This is a genomic window from Streptomyces sp. DH10 (assembly GCF_029813805.1).
Classification (GTDB): domain Bacteria; phylum Actinomycetota; class Actinomycetes; order Streptomycetales; family Streptomycetaceae; genus Streptomyces; species Streptomyces coeruleofuscus.
This window is the reverse complement of sequence record NZ_JARVKU010000004.1, coordinates 342,999-357,530: the sequence shown is the minus strand read 5'-3', so window position 1 is coordinate 357,530 and position 14,532 is coordinate 342,999. Positions and strand designations below refer to the sequence as shown.

Annotated in this window: 14 protein-coding genes and 1 pseudogene; 7 read left to right on the top strand and 8 right to left on the bottom strand. The window is 70.9% G+C overall.

Annotated elements, in window-relative coordinates; all coding sequences use genetic code 11:
- Window positions 1-112: 112 nt before the first annotated feature.
- Window positions 113-964, top strand: a complete 852-nt coding sequence (locus QC385_RS11100) for an IclR family transcriptional regulator domain-containing protein (protein ID WP_279541089.1) — start codon at window positions 113-115, stop codon at window positions 962-964.
- On the opposite strand, the gene QC385_RS11095 is transcribed toward QC385_RS11100, so the two are convergent.
- From QC385_RS11095 to QC385_RS11085, 3 genes are read right to left on the bottom strand one after another with little or no spacing between them, the layout of a single operon-like run.
- Window positions 879-1,814 (bottom strand): PDR/VanB family oxidoreductase, encoded by a 936-nt coding sequence (locus QC385_RS11095; protein WP_279541088.1) that lies wholly within the window; start codon window positions 1,812-1,814, stop codon window positions 879-881. The genes QC385_RS11100 and QC385_RS11095 overlap by 86 nt on opposite strands.
- Window positions 1,811-1,990 (bottom strand): hypothetical protein, encoded by a 180-nt coding sequence (locus QC385_RS11090; RefSeq protein ID WP_279541087.1) that lies wholly within the window; start codon window positions 1,988-1,990, stop codon window positions 1,811-1,813. Before QC385_RS11090 ends, QC385_RS11095 begins: the two co-directional genes overlap by 4 nt.
- Window positions 1,987-3,057 (bottom strand): aromatic ring-hydroxylating dioxygenase subunit alpha, encoded by a 1,071-nt coding sequence (locus QC385_RS11085; RefSeq protein WP_184991030.1) that lies wholly within the window; start codon window positions 3,055-3,057, stop codon window positions 1,987-1,989. The genes QC385_RS11090 and QC385_RS11085 overlap by 4 nt, the downstream gene beginning before the upstream one ends.
- A 178-nt stretch (window positions 3,058-3,235) precedes the next feature.
- On the opposite strand from QC385_RS11085, the gene QC385_RS11080 reads away from it, so the two are divergent.
- The 4 genes and pseudogenes from QC385_RS11080 to QC385_RS11060 all read left to right on the top strand — a co-directional run bounded on the left by QC385_RS11080 (window position 3,236) and on the right by QC385_RS11060 (window position 5,802).
- Window positions 3,236-3,442, top strand: a complete 207-nt coding sequence (locus QC385_RS11080; protein WP_279541086.1) for a LysM peptidoglycan-binding domain-containing protein — start codon at window positions 3,236-3,238, stop codon at window positions 3,440-3,442.
- Between the two features lie 326 nt (window positions 3,443-3,768).
- Window positions 3,769-4,073: pseudogene (locus QC385_RS11075) on the top strand (SpoIIE family protein phosphatase); the annotation flags it as partial.
- Between the two features lie 92 nt (window positions 4,074-4,165).
- Window positions 4,166-4,594, top strand: a complete 429-nt coding sequence (locus QC385_RS44205; protein WP_443032877.1) for a peptidoglycan-binding protein — start codon at window positions 4,166-4,168, stop codon at window positions 4,592-4,594.
- Window positions 4,591-5,802: a hypothetical protein gene (locus QC385_RS11060; protein WP_279541085.1), complete on the top strand. Its 1,212-nt coding sequence runs from the start codon at window positions 4,591-4,593 to the stop codon at window positions 5,800-5,802. The genes QC385_RS44205 and QC385_RS11060 overlap by 4 nt, the downstream gene beginning before the upstream one ends.
- A 12-nt stretch (window positions 5,803-5,814) precedes the next feature.
- Here the strand turns inward: QC385_RS11060 and QC385_RS11055 are convergent, their stop codons facing one another.
- The gene (locus QC385_RS11055) at window positions 5,815-7,098 is read right to left on the bottom strand and encodes an MFS transporter (RefSeq protein ID WP_279541084.1); all 1,284 of its coding nucleotides are present in this window, start codon (window positions 7,096-7,098) and stop codon (window positions 5,815-5,817) included.
- Between the two features lie 169 nt (window positions 7,099-7,267).
- Between QC385_RS11055 and QC385_RS11050 the strand changes: the two genes are divergently transcribed.
- The gene (locus tag QC385_RS11050; RefSeq protein WP_279541083.1) at window positions 7,268-9,319 is read left to right on the top strand and encodes a phosphocholine-specific phospholipase C; all 2,052 of its coding nucleotides are present in this window, start codon (window positions 7,268-7,270) and stop codon (window positions 9,317-9,319) included.
- Here QC385_RS11050 and QC385_RS11045 read toward each other — a convergent pair.
- Both QC385_RS11045 and QC385_RS11040 read right to left on the bottom strand, forming a co-directional pair.
- The gene (locus QC385_RS11045; RefSeq protein WP_279541082.1) at window positions 9,309-10,256 is read right to left on the bottom strand and encodes a hypothetical protein; all 948 of its coding nucleotides are present in this window, start codon (window positions 10,254-10,256) and stop codon (window positions 9,309-9,311) included. The two genes, QC385_RS11050 and QC385_RS11045, sit on opposite strands and share 11 nt — an antisense overlap.
- Entirely contained in the window at window positions 10,253-11,092 is an 840-nt protein-coding gene (locus QC385_RS11040) for a phosphatase PAP2 family protein (protein ID WP_279541081.1), read from the bottom strand. Before QC385_RS11040 ends, QC385_RS11045 begins: the two co-directional genes overlap by 4 nt.
- Before the next feature lie 166 nt (window positions 11,093-11,258).
- On the opposite strand from QC385_RS11040, the gene QC385_RS11035 reads away from it, so the two are divergent.
- Window positions 11,259-11,867, top strand: coding sequence for a TetR/AcrR family transcriptional regulator (locus QC385_RS11035; protein ID WP_279541080.1), 609 nt, complete (start codon window positions 11,259-11,261; stop codon window positions 11,865-11,867).
- Between the two features lie 157 nt (window positions 11,868-12,024).
- Here QC385_RS11035 and QC385_RS11030 read toward each other — a convergent pair whose 3' ends face one another.
- Together QC385_RS11030 and QC385_RS11020 are read right to left on the bottom strand one after the other, a co-directional pair.
- On the bottom strand, window positions 12,025-13,320 hold the full coding sequence (locus QC385_RS11030; RefSeq protein ID WP_443032876.1) for a DUF2510 domain-containing protein: 1,296 nt from the start codon (window positions 13,318-13,320) through the stop codon (window positions 12,025-12,027).
- A 57-nt stretch (window positions 13,321-13,377) separates the two neighbouring features.
- Window positions 13,378-14,532, bottom strand: coding sequence for an anhydro-N-acetylmuramic acid kinase (locus QC385_RS11020; RefSeq protein WP_279541079.1), 1,155 nt, complete (start codon window positions 14,530-14,532; stop codon window positions 13,378-13,380).

Here is a 14,532-nt window from a genome sequence, read left to right as displayed (position 1 = left end):
CCGTGTCCGCTCCATGGTCAATGCCCTTGCGGGCACTGCTCGTTGACACCACGAGATCCGCACTCCTAGCGTGCGCACAGCGCACGGTCGTACGTCACGCCGGAGGCCCAGGATGTCCGCTGAAGCCCGCGCACCGCATTTCGTCCGGTCCTTCGAACGCGGCCTCGCCGTGATCCGCGCCTTCGACGCCGAGCATCCGGCGCTGACCCTGAGCGAGGTCGCGCGGGCCTGCGAACTGACGCGCGCGGCGGCGCGCCGTTTCCTGCTCACCCTCGCCGATCTCGGCTACGTCCACACCGACGGCCGCCGCTTCCGCCTCAGCCCGCGGGTGCTGGAACTCGGCTACTCCTACCTCGCCAGTTACACGCTGCCCCAGATCGCCGAGCCCCATCTGGAGCAACTCGTCGCGCGGGTACGGGAATCATCGTCGCTCTGTGTTCTCGACGGCGACGACATCGTGTACGTCGCCCGGGTCCCGACCCGCCGCATCATGAGCGCGTCCATCACGGTCGGCACCCGGTTCCCGGCGTATGTGACCTCGGTGGGCCGGGTGATCCTCGCCCAGTTGCCGGACGAGGACGTCGAAGCCAGGCTCGCCCGGGCGGAGTTGAAGCCCCTCACCCCGCGCACGGTCGCCACGCCTCAGGCCCTGCGGACGGAGCTGCGCCGCGTCCGCCGGCAGGGCTACGCCGTCGTCGACCAGGAATTGGAGGAGGGGCTGAGGTCGGTTGCCGCCCCGGTGCGGGACCGGGACGGCGAGGTGGTCGCGGCCGTCAACATCGCCGTGCACGCCGGGCGCAACTCCGTCGATTCCGTACGCCGCGACCTGTTGCCGCACCTGCTGGCCACCGTCGCCGGGATCGAGGCCGACCTGCGGATCACAAGTCCAGCACCAGCCGCCGCCCCCGGCACCGGGACACGCAGATCATCATCGTCTCGCCGCTCTCCCGCTCCTGAGGGGTGAGCACCGAGTCCCGGTGTTCCGGAGTGCCGTCCAGGACGTCGGTCTCACAGGTCCCGCAGGTTCCCTCGGTGCAGGAGTAGAGGACCTCGACCCCGGCGTCGCGCACGGCGTCCAGCACGGACACGTCCGGCGCGACCGAGAGCGTCCTGCCGCTGCGCGCCAGCTCCACCTCGAACCCGGTGTCGCCGCCCGTCTCCAGCTCCTTCGGACGGAACCGCTCGACACGCAGCACCGCGGACGGGCAGCGCTCCTCGACCGCGTCCAGCAGCGGCTCGGGTCCGCAGCAGTAGACGAGCGTGCCCTCGGATACGTCGTCCAGCACGGAGGGCAGGTCCAGCAGCCCCGTCTCGTCCTCGGGCGCGATCGTCACCCGGTCCCCGTACCGGGCGAGTTCCTCGCCGAACGCCATGGACCGGCGGCTGCGCCCGCCGTACAGCAGCGTCCACTCGGCGCCCGCCGCCTCGGCCGCCGCCAGCATCGGCAGGATCGGGGTGATGCCGATGCCGCCCGCGACGAAGCGGTAGCGGGGGGCGGGCTCCAGGCCGAAGTTGTTCCGGGGCCCGCGTACGCGGACTTTGTCGCCCTGCCCGACCTGCTCGTGCACATGGGCCGAGCCGCCCCGGCCGTCCGGCTCGCGCAGCACCGCGATCCGCCAGGCCGACCGGTCGGCCGGATCGCCGCACAGCGAGTACTGCCGCTCCAGCCCGGGGCCGAGCACGACGTCAATGTGGGCGCCCGGCTCCCACGCCGGCAGCGGCTCGCCGAGCGGGTGGCGCAGGGTGAGGGCGAGCACGCCGTCGGCGGCGAACTCACGCCGCTCGACGACGAGTTCGGCTTGGTAGATGCTCATGAACTGTTTCCTCGCGGCTCGTCGATCTCGTGCCCCTGGGGGTGGGCGAGCATCCACTCCCACATCTCCACCGGGTCCTGCGCGGTGTGCTCGCGGCCGCAGTGGCAGGTGCCGTGCAGGACGTCGGTGCCGGGCAGCCAGTCGATGCGGTAGATCTCGCCGGTCGGGCTCGTCACTGGACCTTCTCCACGGGCTTCTCGCCCTCCTCGACCAGCCGGGCGAGGATTCGGCGGGCGGCCAGACCACCGGTGTCGATGTTGATGCTCAGCTCCTGGTAGCCGGTGCGCTCGGTGCCGAGGGTCTTCTGGAGCAGGTTGAGGGCGGTGACGTCCTGCATCACGACCGTGTGGTTGTTGCCGCGCAGGAACTCGGTGACCTCGGCGTCGTCGGTCGCCCAGTCGCGGGAGACGGCCCAGAAGTCGTACACCTTGCCGTCGCCGGACGGTGTGATCGCGTACGTGATCTCGGTGTGGAAGCCGTTCGGATCGCTGCCGTCCGCCTCGGGCAGCACACCGACCGGGGCGATACGGCTGTGCAGCAGATACAGGCAGGGCGCGTGGTACTCGATGTCCTGCCAGCGGGTGATCCGGCCTTCTATGCCGGTGGACTTGGCGTAGAACGGCGGGCACTCGGCGTCGTCCATGTGCCGGCTGACCCGGACGATGCCGGCGCCCTCGTCGACCTCCGTCGTGATCGGTGTCTCGGCGACCTCGGGGGTGCCGATGTACCCGCCGTGCAGATACGTCTCGTGGGACAGGTCTAGGAGGTTGTCGACGAGGAGTCCGTAGTCGCAGTCGATGGGCTCCATGCCGCGCACGGTGACCCAGCCGGGGGAGTCGAGGTGCCTGGCCCGCGGGATGCTCTGCGGATCGGCGAGCGCCGGGTCACCGATCCACACCCAGATCAGCGAGTCCTGTTCGACGACTGGGTAGGAGGCGACCCGGGCCGTGCGCGGCACGCGCTTCTGCCCCGGCACGTACACGCACGTACCGGTCGTGTCGTACGTGAACCCGTGGTACCCGCAGACGATCCGGTCGCCGTCGAGCCGCGTCGGGGCCTCGGACAGCGGGTACCGGCGGTGCACACACCGGTCGTGCAGCACGACGGGCGTGCCCTCCTCCTCGGTCCGGTAGAGCACGAGCGTCTCACCGAGGATCGTCCGTCCGAGCAACTCCCGCCCGACCTCGTGACTGTAGGCGGCGACGTACCACTGGTTCCTGGCGAAGGCGGTCATGTGAGGCATGGGCACTGGCTCCCGTCTCTGGTCGTGCCGTCATCGTCGGGGCGGCCCTCCGGGCACCGCAACGGCCCTTCCGCCAGGCGGAAGCCGCCTTCGGTAGAAGCGGTTTCCGAATCAAAAAGTGAAATCGAAACAGAATTCTGCACTTTGTTCTCGCGGGGAATTGTCTTAGGCTGGACGCATGGCAAAGACAAGAACGCAGTTCTACGTAGTGAAGCGCGGTGACAATCTCACCAAGATCGCGCGGATGCACCACGTGAGTCTGGATGAGATTCTGGAGTGGAACCCACAGATCGAGGACCCGGACCTCATTCACCCCGGCGATCGGATTCGCGTGGCCCCGCCCCGGGAAGCGGGCGGAGAGGGCGGTGAGTTCCAGAGCGAATGACCAGAACCGAAAGCCGGCCGGCCCGTACGCAGCCGAATGACAGGCCTGCGTAACGGGCCGCCGTGGTCGGCATGGCGCACGCGTGCGAAAACGCTGGTTGCCTATCTCGAAGCGCAACTCGAGTATGAAAGCGTCAGTCCTCGCCCGGAATAGGGCACGACAGAGAAAGTCGGCTGGCTGCAGCGCGGAGGTAATGCTGCTTCAGTTGGTGTCCGACGCATAGGCCGCGGCCCGCGCCAGCGAGGTCATGGGCGACATCCTCACCGGCGAGGACCCCGTAAGCGTTTCGGTATGTGAATGGCGTTGGGTTAGGGGATACCAGTGCCCGCGAACGGGAGATCGCCGTCACCCTCCGGGGGGTCTCGCTCCGCTCGCCCGACGGCGACGTAGTCGGCATCGGCCTGGAGGCCGCCGCCGTCATGGGCATGCTGCGCAGCGCCCTGAGCGCCGCCATCCGCTCATCGACCCGCGCAGTCGGCTGATCATCTACAGCAACGCCGGCCACCCACCGCCGATACTGCTCAGCCCGGACGGCCGCTGCCAACTGCTGGACCAGGTCACCGACCCGCCGCTCGGCGCCCGGCCGGAACATGTCCCCCGCCCCCAGGGCGGCCTGTCCTACGTCCGAGGTGGTTTCAACGGAAGTCGTTTCCGAATCAAAAAGTGAAATTGAAACAGAATTCTCGACTTTTCCATGTCGGATAATTCGCTTAGTGTGGACACATGGAAACGACAGCAGAGTTCTACGTAGTGAAACGTGGCGACACGCTCGGTAAGATCGCGGTTATGCACTGCGTGACGCTGGACCAGATTCTGGAGTGGAACCCCCAGATCACGAATCCGGATGTCATTCACCCCACACAGCGGATCCGCGTGGCTCCCCCGGAAGTGGAGGGCGAGTTCGAACGCTATCCGGGGGCCGACTTCTTCCAGCCCTCCGTGAGCAGCCCGGTCATCAAGGCTATGGGCTACCGCCTCATCGACGAGGGTTGCGGCGTGTACGCCGACGAGCCCGACTCGCGGTGGAGCGAAGCGGACCGGAAGTCGTACGCGAATTGGCAGTGGAAACTCGGATTCAGGGGCGAGGACGCTGACGGCATACCGGGGCGGAAGTCGTGGAATAGGCTGCGCGTACCCGCCGTCTACGAGTGACCGGAACCGCTCCGGGACGGCCATCGCGGACCGCTTGGCGCGCACGGGCGAAAACCCGGATCGCCTATCTCGAAGCCCAGCTGGAACGCGAACGTGTCAAGCCGTGCTCCGAAGACCGCAAGACGCTCGTCGAGGGAATGCGGGGCCATCTGAAAAAGGCCGGAGCGGCTGCCGACGAGGATTTCGGATGGCGGCGTGCCTGGTCCGGCTCGGCCGCGCGCGAGGGTGTCTGGTCGAACATACGCAGCGCGGAGGTGACGCTCCTCCAACTGGTGTCCGACGAGGAAGCCGCCGGCCGTGCCAGCGAGGTCATGGCGCTGGTCAAGGATCATCTGGCCGCCGACGACCCGCGGCGTGTCCGCCTCGCCCGGCGGCTCCGTTCCGTCATCTCCGGCGAGATGTCACCGAGCGACCGGGACCTCATGGTCCGGGCGCTCGACGCCGCGTACAACGCCCTGGACGACGAACTGGCCCGGGTGCGCAGCCTGCGCAACATCCTGTGGACCGCGACGTTCCTCGTCCTGCTCGGCGCGGCGGGCCTCGCGGTCTACGGCTGGTTCTTCCCCGAGTCGCTGAGCATGTGCTTCACACCCAAGGTCAACCCCGGGGACACGAGCGGGATCGATGTCGTGTGCCCCACGGCGGAGCATCCCGACGAGAAGGCGGGCACCCCCGCCAGCAGCCAGGCCCAGCCGAGGGACATCCTCACCGTCGAGATCGCCGGGCTCGCCGGTGCGGCCCTCACCGTCATCGCCTCACTGCGCCGCATCCGGGGCACCGACTCGCCCTACATGCTGCCCCTGGCGTCGGCTGTGCTGAAGTTCCCCACCGGCGCCCTGTCCGCCTTCCTCGGACTGCTGCTGATCCGGGGCGCCTTCGTCCCCGGGCTCAGCGATCTCGACAGCAGGGCGCAGGTCCTCGGCTGGGCCGCAGCCTTCGGCGCCGCCCAGCACCTGGTGACCCGACTGGTCGATGACCGCGCCCAGATGACGCTGGCGGAGGTGGGCAGGACGACCGAGGCCGTGATCGACCCCGAGAGGGCCGCCGTCCGGGAGAGCAACGCGCTGGGGGAGACGACCGGGGCGTCCGGACCGCCGACCGCCTTCGAGGACGGCGCGGGACCGCACGAAAGGCCACAGGAGAGGGCGCGCGAGGGAGCGCACGGGGACGGAGAGGCGGACGGGGCTCGTACGCGAGCGGGGCCCTGACCGGCCGCCCGCTCACCGCCGGAGAGGCGTGTGCGCCGTCTCCGGCAGCCGCAGGTACACCAGCGACGACAGCAGGCAGAGCACCGCGACGTACCAGGGGAAGAGCCCGGCGTGGCCCACCTCCTTGAACAGCGTGCCCACGTACGGAGCCGTGCCGCCGAAGAGGGCCACCGTCAGCGAGTAGGGAAAGCCGATACCGGCCGCCCGGACCCGCGGCGGGAAGATCTCCGCGTTCACGGCCGCGCTGATCGAGGTGAACCCGGTCAGCAGCACCATTCCGGCGCACTGCACGAGCAGCAGTACGGCGAAGGAGTCGCGCAGGGCGTGCAGCAGGGGCACGGTGAGCAGGGCGAAGCCCAGGCCGAAGAAGAGGAGCAGGGGGCGGCGGCCGAAGCGGTCGGACAGGAGGCCGCCGAGCGGTTGGAGCAGGGCGAAGAAGGCCAGTGAGATCGTGCCCGCGAGCAGCGCGTCCGACTTCTCGAGACCCGCGTTGAGTTCGGCGTACGTCGGAAGGTACGACGTCCACGTGTAGTAGGCGATGGTGCCGCCCGCCGTGATGCCGCCGATGAGGAGGGACTCGCGCGGGTGCCGGCGCAGCGCCTCGAACAGGCCGGGACGCGGCGCCTGCTGCTGCTCGGCGCTGCGGGTCTCCTGCGCGCCCTGCCGGATCCAGAAGCCGACCAGGCTCAGCACCGCCCCGAGTATGAACGGGACCCGCCAGCCCCAGCCGTTCATCTGCCCGTCGCTCAGCGTGTCCACGAGCAGCGTGGCGATGCCGGAGGCGACGAGCTGACCCACGGTCGTCGACACGTACTGGAAACTGGAGAACAGCCCGCGCCTGCCCGGGCCCGCCGACTCCACCAGGAAGGTCGTCGAGGCCGCGAACTCACCGCCCACGGACAGGCCTTGCAGCAGCCGCGCCAGGACGAGGATCACGGGCGCCAGTACACCCACCGCCGCGTACGTCGGGGTCAGCCCGACGAGCAGGCTGCTGCCGCCCATCAGCAGGATGGTGACCGTCAGCGCGGCCCGCCGCCCGTGCCGGTCCGCGACCGCCCCCATCAGCAGCCCGCCGACCGGCCGCATGAAGAAGCCCACCGCGAACACCGCGAACGTGGACAGCAGCGGCACCAGTGAGTTGTCCGCGCTCTTCGGGAAGACCTGGGCGGCGATGTAGGTGGCCAGAAACGTGTAGGCGTACCAGTCGTACCACTCCACGGCGTTGCCCACGGAGGCGGCGAGGAGCTGGCGAACGGGCCGTTTCGTCGGCGGGGAGGCCGTCTGCGTCTCTGTCACGTCCCTGACCCTCCCCTGACAATGCCCCGGCACACCTCACGTACCGGCGACTTTCACACGAGTGTCACCGGCCCCTTCCTTGACGTTCGGTGTCCCTGAAACACTCCTTCCGCGCAGATTCCGTCACGTTCCGGCCATCCCGTACCTCAGCATGAGAGGTCTGTCCTTCATGTCCGAAGTCAACCGGCGCCGCTTTCTCCAACTCGCGGGTGCCACCACGGCTTTCAGCGCGCTGTCCGCCAGCATCCAGCGCGCCGCCGCGCTCCCCGCCAACCACCGGACCGGGTCGATCGAGGACGTCGAGCACATCGTCGTCCTGATGCAGGAGAACCGTTCGTTCGACCACTACTTCGGCACCCTGAGAGGCGTCCGCGGCTTCGGCGACCCGCGTCCGGTCACCCTCGGCAACGGCAAACCGATATGGCACCAGGAGAAGGACGGCAAGGAGATCCTGCCGTTCCACCCGGACGCCGACGACCTCGGCATGCAGTTCCTGGAGGGCCTGCCGCACTCCTGGCCCGACGGCCAGCAGGCCTACAACGGCGGCAAGTACGACCGGTGGGTGCCCGCCAAGGGCACCACGACCATGGCGTACCTGACCCGCGAGGACATCCCCTTCCACTACGCCCTCGCCGACGCCTTCACCGTCTGCGACGCCTACCACTGCTCGTTCATCGGCTCCACCGACCCGAACCGCTACTACATGTGGTCCGGCTACACGGGCAACGACGGCACCGGCGGCGGCCCGGTCCTCGGCAACGACGAACTCGGCTACGGCTGGACGACCTACCCCGAGCGCCTGGAGCAGGCCGGCATCTCCTGGAAGATCTACCAGGACATCGGCGACGGCCTCGACGCGAAGGGTTCCTGGGGCTGGATCGAAGACGCCTACCGCGGCAACTACGGCGACAACTCCCTGCTCTACTTCGACAAGTACCGTGACGCCAAGCCCGGCGACCCCTGGTACGACAAGGCCCGCACCGGCACGAACGCCAAGGCCGGTGACGGCTACTTCGACCGGCTGAAGGCCGACGTCAAGGCCGGCAAGCTGCCGCAGATCTCCTGGATCGCCGCCCCCGAGGCCTTCAGCGAACACTCCAACTGGCCGTCGAACTACGGCGCCTGGTACATCGCCCAGGTCCTGGACGCCCTCACCGCCAACCCGGAGGTCTGGTCGAAGACGGCCCTGTTCATCACCTACGACGAGAACGACGGCTTCTTCGACCACGTCGTGCCGCCCCTGCCGCCGAAGGACGCCTCCCGCGGTAAGTCCACCGTCGACGTCTCCCTCGACCTCTTCCCGGGCGACGGCAAGAACACGGCCGGCTCCTACGGTCTCGGCCCCCGGGTGCCGATGCTCGTCGTATCGCCCTGGAGCAAGGGCGGATACGTCTGCTCGGAGACGTTCGACCACACCTCGATCCTGCGGTTCATGGAGCACCGCTTCGGGGTGCGCGAGAGCAACATCTCGCCGTGGCGGCGGGCGATCTGCGGTGACCTGACCTCCGCGTTCGACTTCTCCCGCAAGGACGCGCGGCCCGCCCCGCTGCCCGGCACGGACGCGTACGAGCCGCAGGACCGCGAACGTCACCCCGACTACAAGCCCACCCCGCCCGCCGATCCGCGCATGCCCCGGCAGGAACGCGGCCTGCGCCGCGCCCGGCCGCTGAAGTACGCCCCGCACGTGGACGCCTCGGTCGACGCGGCGGCCGGGAAGCTCACCCTCGCCTTCGCCTCAGGGCCGAAGGCCGGCGCCGCCTTCCACGTCACCTCCGGCAACCGCGCCGACGGCCCCTGGATGTACACCACCGAGGCCGGCAAGACCCTCTCCGACACCTGGAACTCGGAGTGGTCGGCGGGCTCGTACGACCTGACCGTGCACGGCCCGAACGGCTTCGTGCGGGTCTTCAAGGGGTCGAACAAGAGGGCCGGCTGCGAAGTCACCGCACGCCACACCGGTGACGACATCGAGCTGACCTTCACCAACAAGGGTTCCGGCACGGCACGGCTGAAGCTCTCCGACGGTTACGGCGGCCGGCCCTCGACCGTCACCGTCCGCCCCGGCGCGAAGGTGCGGCGGACCGTCGACCTCACCGCCGGCCGCCGCTGGTACGACCTGACCGTCACCGCAGAGGGCGACGCGGCGTTCCTGCGGCGGTTCGCGGGACACGTCGAGAACGGGCGGCCGGGCGTGAGCGACCCGGCGTTCATCACCGCCTAGCCGTGGTGAGGTGCCCCGGATCGTGCGGCCGGGGCACCAGCGCCGGTTCGGCCGTGGCCGAACCGGGTTCCAGCGCCAGGACGGCGGCCACCGGATGGTCGTCGTCCGCCGGGGCGGCCGCGGGCGTCGCCCGGCTGAGCAGCACCACGCCCCAGGACGCCAGGCCGCCCCCGGCGAGCGCGAGCAGCACGCCCGCCGGACCGCCCTGGAGGCGTTCGCCCAGCAGCGACAGGCCGATCACCGCGGCGGCCAGCGGGTTGGCCAGGGTCACCACCGCGAGCGGGCCGCCGAGACCACCCCGGTAGGCCGTCTGCGACAGCAGCAGCCCGCCGGCCGCGAAGGCCGCCACGAGCAGCGCCACCCCGACCACCTGGACGCTCAGCAGCGGACCGGACCGGTCGGTCGCCGCCACCGTCACGGTCTGCGTGAGGGCCGAGGCGACCCCGGAGGCCAAGCCGGACGCGCTCGCGTGCCGCAGCCCCGGGCGGGCGCCCGGCCGGGACAGCACCCCGATGAGTGCCGCGGTCGCGCCCGCGACCGCCAGCGCCTCGGGAACGCTCAGCACGTCGTCGGGCGCCGGACCGGACGCCGTGACCAGGATCGCGCCCAGGCCGAGCAGCGTCAGCGCGGTGCCCCGCCACTCGACGGTGCTCACCCGCCGCCCCGCGAGCCGCGCGCCCATCGGCACGGCCGCGACCAGGGTGAGCGCGCCGAGCGGCTGGACCACGGTCAGCGGACCGTACTTCAGCGCCACGACGTGCAGCAGCGCGGCAGCCGCGTTCAGCCCGACCGACCACCACCAGGCGGCACTGCCGAGCAGCCGCAGCGTGCCCGTTCCGGGCGAGCGGGAGGCGAGCCGCTCCTGGGCGACCGCGGCGGACGCGTAGGCGACGGCGGAGACGAGGGACAGGGCCACGGCGACGAGGACGGCGCTCATCGGCCCGCTCCCGCGAGCGCCTGCTCCTCGGCCTGGACCTGGGCCCGGACCTGGCTCTGGACCTGGGTTCGGGCCGGTACGAGCCTGCCTTGCGCGCGGACCGCCGTGGTCACGGTGCGATGCGGCAGGTGGACAGCCGCGAGTGTGAGACCCAGCAACACCGTCGCCGCGATCGCGTCGAGCCAGTAGTGGTTCGCGGTGCCGACGATCACCAGCAGCGTCAGCAGGGGATGCAGCAGCCACAGCCGGCGCCACCGCGAGCGGGTCGCCACGATCAGGCCGACCGCCACCATCAGCGCCCAGCCGAAGTGCAGCGAGGGCATCGCCGCGAACTGGTTCGACAGGGAGTCGGTCGCGGGACTGCCGTACACCGACGGGCCGTACACCCGCGCCGTGTCCACCAGGCCGGTCGCGGCCAGCATGCGCGGCGGGGCGAGCGGGAACAGCAGGTGCAGCACCAGGGCGGCGGCGGTGACCACGGCCAGGACCCGGCGGGCCCACACGTAGTGGGCCGGGCGGCGCAGGTAGAGCCAGATCAGGAAGGCGGCGGTGGCCGGGAAGTGGACGGCCGCGTAGTAGGTGTTGGCGAGGTGCGCCAGGCCGTCGCCGTGCAGCAGCAGGGACTGCACCGCCCCCTCGCCGGGCAGCCGGACCGCTCGTTCGAAGTCCCACACGTCGTACGCGTTGCGGAAGGCCTCGCCGGTGTGGCCCGTGGCCAGCTGCCGGCCGAGCTTGTAGGCGAGGAAGAGCCCTGCGACGAGCAGGAGCTCCCGGACGAGCGGCGGTCGCGCTATCGCGTCGGACCCCGCCGGCGCAGGCTCGGTGCGGGCATTCATCCCCCGGCCCTTTCGGTGACGGTGCTGCTGTTATCGGTACGAGTGCGTACCGATACGCGAGTGTACCGATACGGCGGCGTACCGGTACACTCGCGTATCGATAGACGAACGACACACCGCCGGCCGGGAATTTTCCGGCCGCCCGAGGAAGCCAGGAGCACAGCCCATGACGTCGCAGGCTGCGGACCGGCCCGAGCCGGTCGGTTCCTCGCGCCGCTCCAAGATCACGCCCGAGCGTGAGCAGGAGTTCTACGACGCCGTGCTGGAGCAGCTCCGCGAGTGCGGCTACGACTCCGTCACCATGGAGGGGATCGCGGCCAGCACCCGGTGCAGCAAGTCCACGCTCTACCGGCAGTGGAAGACCAAGCCCCAGTTCGTGGCGGCGGCGCTGCGCTCCCACCGGCGGACGCGCTGCATCGACACCGGCTCGCTCGCGGACGACCTGCGCGAGGCCGCCCGGGCGGCGGGCGAGCTGTCGGGCCGGGACACCAGGCTGCTCCAGGCGCTCGCGCATGCCGCGCCCCAGGACCCCGAGCTGAAGCGCGCGTTGCGCGAGGCTCTGGTCGAGCCGGAGATCGCCGCGCTGAAGGAGATCATCCGGCGCGGGGTCGAACGGGGTGAGGTGCCCGCCGATCACCCGGCGCTGGAGTACATCCCCGCGCAGATGTTCGGCGTCCTGCGCATCCGGCCCGTCCTGGAGGGCGAGGACGCGAACCCGGACTATCTGGTGCGTTTCGTGGAGGCGGCGGTGCTGCCGGCACTCGGCCTCACCTGAGACCCGGGCCGCCGTCCACGGGATGACCGGACGGCGACCCGACCGCGCCGACCCGTGGGGACGGGGGCGGCGCGCACCCCCCCGGCCGGGTGGGGTTCCCCTGTGAGCGCCGGGGGCGCCCCACCCGGCCGTCGGTGTCCGGCGGTGGGACGCCGGCTCAGACGTCCTGGCCGTTGCCGCTGCCTGTGGACACCTTGATGCCACGGGTGATCTCGTCCAGGACGGACTCCTTCTGGTCGGCGTCGACGCCGAACCGGACGACGACCATCAGCTTCGCGTTCGCCGGGGAGGGGAACGCGAGCGACTCCACGATGCCGTCGGCGCCCTTGTTCGTGACGGCCTTCCAGCGGACCAGGTAGCCCTTCTGCCCGGCCACGGTCACGGACCTGGCGGCCAGCACGTCGTGGGAGGTGATGCCGCCGTAGGACTTGCCGCCGTAGGACTCCTCGGCGTTCGCGGCGATGTCCGCCTTCGCGACCTCCTCGGCGGTGGCGCCCTTGGTGCCGAGGGCCAGCGCCGGTGCCGAGTAGGCTCCGCCCTTCGTACAGGTCGAGGTGATGTCGCCGGGACACTTGTAGGAGTCGTCGGACGTCACCTGCGCGCCGGCTTGGCCCTGCTGCCCGTACCAACCCTTCGGAATCGGCAGACTGATGCCGCTGACCGCGTCGGTCACCGACCCGCTCCTGATCTTCGGCGGCCGGGATTGCTCGGGCGACGGACTCGGACCGCCGGAGCCGCCGTCCCTGCCGGAGCCCCCGGAGTCGCCCGGCCCGCCCTGGCTCCCGGGTCCGCCCGGCGCCTGCGAGGTGGCGGAACCACCGCCCGAGCCGCCGTTGTCGGTCAGCGCGTACACGCCGACACCGATGCTGGCGAGCACGACGACGGCTGCCGCCACGGCTATCCCGATCCGCAACCCTCGCCCCCGGCCGGCGGGCGGAGGCGTGGCGGGGTAGCTGGGATATCCGGGAACTGCCGGATAGCCGGTGCCAGGCGGATAGCCGGTGCCAGGCGGATACCCGCCGCCGCCCGGATATCCAGCGGCTGCCGGTTGTCCGGCATTGCCCGGATATCCGGGGGCTCCTGGGAATGCGACGCCGGTCGGCTGCCCGGCGTCGGCCGGGTTTCCGGCGGCCCCCGACTGCCCCGAGGGTGACATGTCCGCCGAGGGCGACATGTCTCCCGAGAGTGACGCGTCCCCTGAGGACGACACGTCCCCCGAGGACGACGCGTCCCCTGAGGGCGCCGGATCCGACAACGGCGCACCACCAGAGGCCGGATCCGGCGGCGAGGCATCCGCCGTCGGAGGCTGCGTGGGGGGACCCCAGGTCGCGGCCGGGTCCGCCGGACGGATGCGGTCCGTCCAGGTCTTGCCGTCCCACCAGCGCACGGTGGCGGGCCCGTCACTTTTCTGTCCGGGGTCGGGGTACCACCCGGGTGGAGTCTCCTGCGTCATCCCCCCACCGTATGAGGCGTCGGTGAAAGTGGCATGAGAGGAGCCGAACGGATCGCGTCAGTCCAGCAGCAGCCGCGTCGGACTCCGGTCGGCCGGCGGGGGAAGCCGCAGCCCGTCCCGGCCCGGGGTCACCGACCCCAGCACGCTCGGACGCCGGGCACCGGTGCTCGCGGGCTCGGTGCCGGGCAGGCCGTGCAGCGTCAGGAACCCCAGGACCGCGAAGGCGTAGGCCTCCTTCGCGTCGGACGGCAGCCCGAGTTCGTCCGACGTGCGTACCGCCACCCCCGGCAGCAGATCCCCGAGCATGCCCATCAGCACCGGGTTGCGGGTCCCGCCGCCCGACGCGACGACCTCCGTCGCGCCCACCGACCGCACGGCGTCCGCCACCGTCCGGGCCGTGAGCATGGTCAGTGTGGCGACGACGTCCTCGGCGGGCAGTGTCCCGAACCCGGCCAGCGCGTCCCGCAGATGACCGAGGTGGAACAGCTCCTTGCCCGTCGTCTTGGGTGCGGGCAGCGCGTAGTACGGCTCCTCCAGCAGCCGGTCGAGCAGCGGCCCGTGCACCCGGCCGCGGCCGGCCAGGGCCCCGTCCGTGTCGTAGGCCAGGGCCCCGCCGCTGAACCCCCGGGCCGCCGCGTCGATCAGCGCGCAGCCCGGCCCGGTGTCGAAGGCGGTCCCGTCGGGTGCGGTGAGGTTGGCGATACCGCCGACGTTGAGTGCGACGGGCCTGCCCGGCCGGCCGCGCAGCCACAGCAGGTCGAACAGGCTGACCAGCGGGGCGCCCTGCCCGCCTGCGGCGATGTCACGCGGCCGGAAGTCGGCGACCACGGGCAGTCCGGTCGCCTCGGCGATCCACGCCGGCTGCCCCAGCTGGAGGGTGCCGTGCACCTCCTTCTCAGCGACCCAGTGGTAGACGGTCTGCCCGTGCGAGGCCACCAACTGCGCCCGCCCCTCGCACAGTTCCCGGTCGGCCCGGACCGCGGCCGCCGCGAAAGCCTGCCCGATGAGGGTGTCCAGCCGGCACACCTCGCCCAGGGTGGTGGTGCCCGGCGGCAGGGCGGCGGCCAGGCTCTCGCGCAGTTCGCCGTCGTACGGCTCGCTCACCATGCCGAGCGGCTTCAGCACCAGGCCGTCACCGACGAGGTCCAGCTCGGCCGCCGCCGCGTCGATGGCGTCGTACGACGTCCCGGACATGAGACCGATCACCCGCAT

Coding starts and splice junctions, on each gene's coding strand:
- QC385_RS44205 (WP_443032877.1), top strand. CDS start 4,166: ATGGAAACGACAGCAGAGTTCTACGTAGTGAAACGTGGCGACACGCTC.
- QC385_RS11100 (WP_279541089.1), top strand. CDS start 113: ATGTCCGCTGAAGCCCGCGCACCGCATTTCGTCCGGTCCTTCGAACGC.
- QC385_RS11045 (WP_279541082.1), bottom strand. CDS start 10,256: ATGAGCGCCGTCCTCGTCGCCGTGGCCCTGTCCCTCGTCTCCGCCGTC.
- QC385_RS11030 (WP_443032876.1), bottom strand. CDS start 13,320: ATGACGCAGGAGACTCCACCCGGGTGGTACCCCGACCCCGGACAGAAA.
- QC385_RS11050 (WP_279541083.1), top strand. CDS start 7,268: ATGTCCGAAGTCAACCGGCGCCGCTTTCTCCAACTCGCGGGTGCCACC.
- QC385_RS11095 (WP_279541088.1), bottom strand. CDS start 1,814: ATGAGCATCTACCAAGCCGAACTCGTCGTCGAGCGGCGTGAGTTCGCC.
- QC385_RS11085 (WP_184991030.1), bottom strand. CDS start 3,057: ATGCCTCACATGACCGCCTTCGCCAGGAACCAGTGGTACGTCGCCGCC.
- QC385_RS11040 (WP_279541081.1), bottom strand. CDS start 11,092: ATGAATGCCCGCACCGAGCCTGCGCCGGCGGGGTCCGACGCGATAGCG.
- QC385_RS11035 (WP_279541080.1), top strand. CDS start 11,259: ATGACGTCGCAGGCTGCGGACCGGCCCGAGCCGGTCGGTTCCTCGCGC.
- QC385_RS11080 (WP_279541086.1), top strand. CDS start 3,236: ATGGCAAAGACAAGAACGCAGTTCTACGTAGTGAAGCGCGGTGACAAT.
- QC385_RS11020 (WP_279541079.1), bottom strand. CDS start 14,532: ATGCGGGTGATCGGTCTCATGTCCGGGACGTCGTACGACGCCATCGAC.